The following is a 3,019-nucleotide window of genomic DNA, read 5'->3' as shown; positions in this document are numbered from 1 at the left end:
AATAAGAAGCCTGGCCGTGACCTACTTTCACATGGGGAAACCCCACACTATCATCGGCGCTGCTGCGTTTCACGGCTGAGTTCGGCATGGAATCAGGTGGTTCCACAACGCTATGGCGACCAGGCATAAACTGATGGCTCGTCTCAATTCGAAAAAACTGATTTAAATTATCACACATAAGTCTCAACAAGCGTTCTTCTATCCTAAGATAATCAACACCGCTTAGGTGTTGTATGGTTAAGCCTCACGGGTCATTAGTACAAGTTAGCTCAATGCCTCACAGCACTTACACACCTTGCCTATCAACGTCCTAGTCTCGGACGGCCCTTCAGAGACTTTAAAAGTCTAGTGAGAATTTATCTCGAGGCCTGTTTCGCGCTTAGATGCTTTCAGCGCTTATCAGTCCCGAACTTAGCTACCGGGCAATGCCATTGGCATGACAACCCGAACACCAGCGGTTCGTCCACTCCGGTCCTCTCGTACTAGGAGCAGCCCCCCTCAATTCTCCAACGCCCACGGCAGATAGGGACCGAACTGTCTCACGACGTTCTAAACCCAGCTCGCGTACCACTTTAAATGGCGAACAGCCATACCCTTGGGACCGACTTCAGCCCCAGGATGTGATGAGCCGACATCGAGGTGCCAAACACCGCCGTCGATATGAACTCTTGGGCGGTATCAGCCTGTTATCCCCGGAGTACCTTTTATCCGTTGAGCGATGGCCCTTCCATTCAGAACCACCGGATCACTATGACCTACTTTCGTACCTGCTCCACGTGTCTGTGTCGCAGTCAAGCTGGCTTATGCCATTGCACTAACCGTACGATGTCCGACCGTACTTAGCCAACCTTCGTGCTCCTCCGTTACTCTTTGGGAGGAGACCGCCCCAGTCAAACTACCCACCAGACACTGTCCCCGACCCGGATAACGGGCCTAGGTTAGAACACCAAACCGACAAGGGTGGTATTTCAAGGGCGGCTCCACACAAACTAGCGTTCATGCTTCTAAGCCTCCCACCTATCCTACACATGTAGGTTCAGTGTTCAGTGTCAAGCTGTAGTAAAGGTTCACGGGGTCTTTCCGTCTAGCCGCGGGTACACTGCATCTTCACAGCGATTTCAATTTCACTGAGTCTCGGGTGGAGACAGCTTGGCCATCATTACGCCATTCGTGCAGGTCGGAACTTACCCGACAAGGAATTTCGCTACCTTAGGACCGTTATAGTTACGGCCGCCGTTTACCGGGGCTTCGATCAAGAGCTTCGCGCAAGCGCTAACCCCATCAATTAACCTTCCGGCACCGGGCAGGCGTCACACCGTATACGTCCACTTTCGTGTTTGCACAGTGCTATGTTTTTAATAAACAGTTGCAGCCAACTGGTATCTGCGACTGCCAACAGCTTAGGAAGCAAGTTCCATCACCGTCAACAGCGTACCTTCTCCCGAAGTTACGGTACCATTTTGCCTAGTTCCTTCACCCGAGTTCTCTCAAGCGCCTTGGTATTCTCTACCCAACCACCTGTGTCGGTTTGGGGTACGGTTTCATTTCATCTGAAGCTTAGAGGCTTTTCCTGGAAGCATGGTATCAACTACTTCAGTTCCTTAGAACCTCGTCATCAGGTCTCAGTATTAAGCGCCCGGATTTGCCTAAGCACTCTACCTACACCCTTGAACATGGACAACCATCGCCATGCTAGCCTAACCTTCTCCGTCCCCCCATCGCAATAATATGAAGTACAGGAATATTAACCTGTTTCCCATCGACTACGCATCTCTGCCTCGCCTTAGGGGCCGACTTACCCTGCCCTGATTAACATTGGACAGGAAACCTTGGTCTTTCGGCGAGCGGGCTTTTCACCCGCTTTATCGTTACTCATGTCAACATTCGCACTTCTGATACCTCCAGCATGCTTTACAACACACCTTCATCGGCTTACAGAACGCTCCTCTACCATACGTGTAAACACGTATCCGCAGCTTCGGTGGCATGCTTAGCCCCGTTACATCTTCCGCGCAGACCGACTCGACTAGTGAGCTATTACGCTTTCTTTAAAAGATGGCTGCTTCTAAGCCAACTTCCTAGCTGTCTAAGCCTTTCCACATCGTTTCCCACTTAGCATGCACTTTGGGACCTTAGCTGGCGGTCTGGGTTGTTTCCCTTTCCACGACGAACGTTAGCACCCGCCGTGTGTCTCCCGAGTAGTACTCATTGGTATTCGGAGTTTGCAAAGGGTTGGTAAGTCGGGATGACCCCCTAGCCTTAACAGTGCTCTACCCCCAATGGTATTCGCTCGAGGCGCTACCTAAATAGCTTTCGAGGAGAACCAGCTATCTCCCGGTTTGATTGGCCTTTCACCCCCAGCCACAAGTCATCCGCTAATTTTTCAACATTAGTCGGTTCGGTCCTCCAATTGGTGTTACCCAATCTTCAACCTGCCCATGGCTAGATCACCGGGTTTCGGGTCTATGTCGAGCGACTATTCGCGCAGTTAACACTCGGTTTCCCTACGGCTCCACTATTCGCTTAACCTTGCCACTCAACATAAGTCGTTGACCCATTATACAAAAGGTACGCAGTCACCCCATAAAGAGGCTCCCACTGCTTGTACGTAGACGGTTTCAGGTTCTATTTCACTCCCCTCACAGGGGTTCTTTTCGCCTTTCCCTCACGGTACTGGTTCACTATCGGTCAGTCAGGAGTATTTAGCCTTGGAGGATGGTCCCCCCATGTTCAGACAACATATCACGTGTGCCGTCCTACTCGTTTTCATCTATCGGTCGCCTTCGTGTACGGGACTATCACCCTGTACCGTGGCCCTTTCCAGAGCCTTCCACTTGCTTCCCATAAACTTAAGGGCTAATCCAGTTTCGCTCGCCGCTACTTCCGGAATCTCGGTTGATTTCTTTTCCTCGGGGTACTTAGATGTTTCAGTTCTCCCGGTTCGCCTCATAAACCTATGTATTCAGTTTATGATACCTCTAAGAGGTGGGTTTCCCCATTCGGATATCTTGGGCTATAA

The 3,019-nt window shown here is 50.8% G+C and carries 2 rRNA genes; both read right to left on the bottom strand.

Features of this window, described 5'->3' with window-relative positions:
* Positions 1-8: 8 nt before the first annotated feature.
* Positions 9-124: ribosomal RNA gene (gene rrf, locus ABUE30_RS18490) — 5S ribosomal RNA — on the bottom strand.
* Positions 125-233: 109 nt separating this feature from the next.
* A 23S ribosomal RNA gene (locus ABUE30_RS18485) occupies positions 234-3,019 on the bottom strand; the annotation flags it as partial.

Origin of the sequence: Celerinatantimonas yamalensis, assembly GCF_046054155.1 — a bacterium.
Classification (GTDB): domain Bacteria; phylum Pseudomonadota; class Gammaproteobacteria; order Enterobacterales; family Celerinatantimonadaceae; genus Celerinatantimonas; species Celerinatantimonas yamalensis.
Note: the sequence above shows the minus strand (reverse complement) of the source record. Positions and strands in the feature narration are given on the sequence as shown.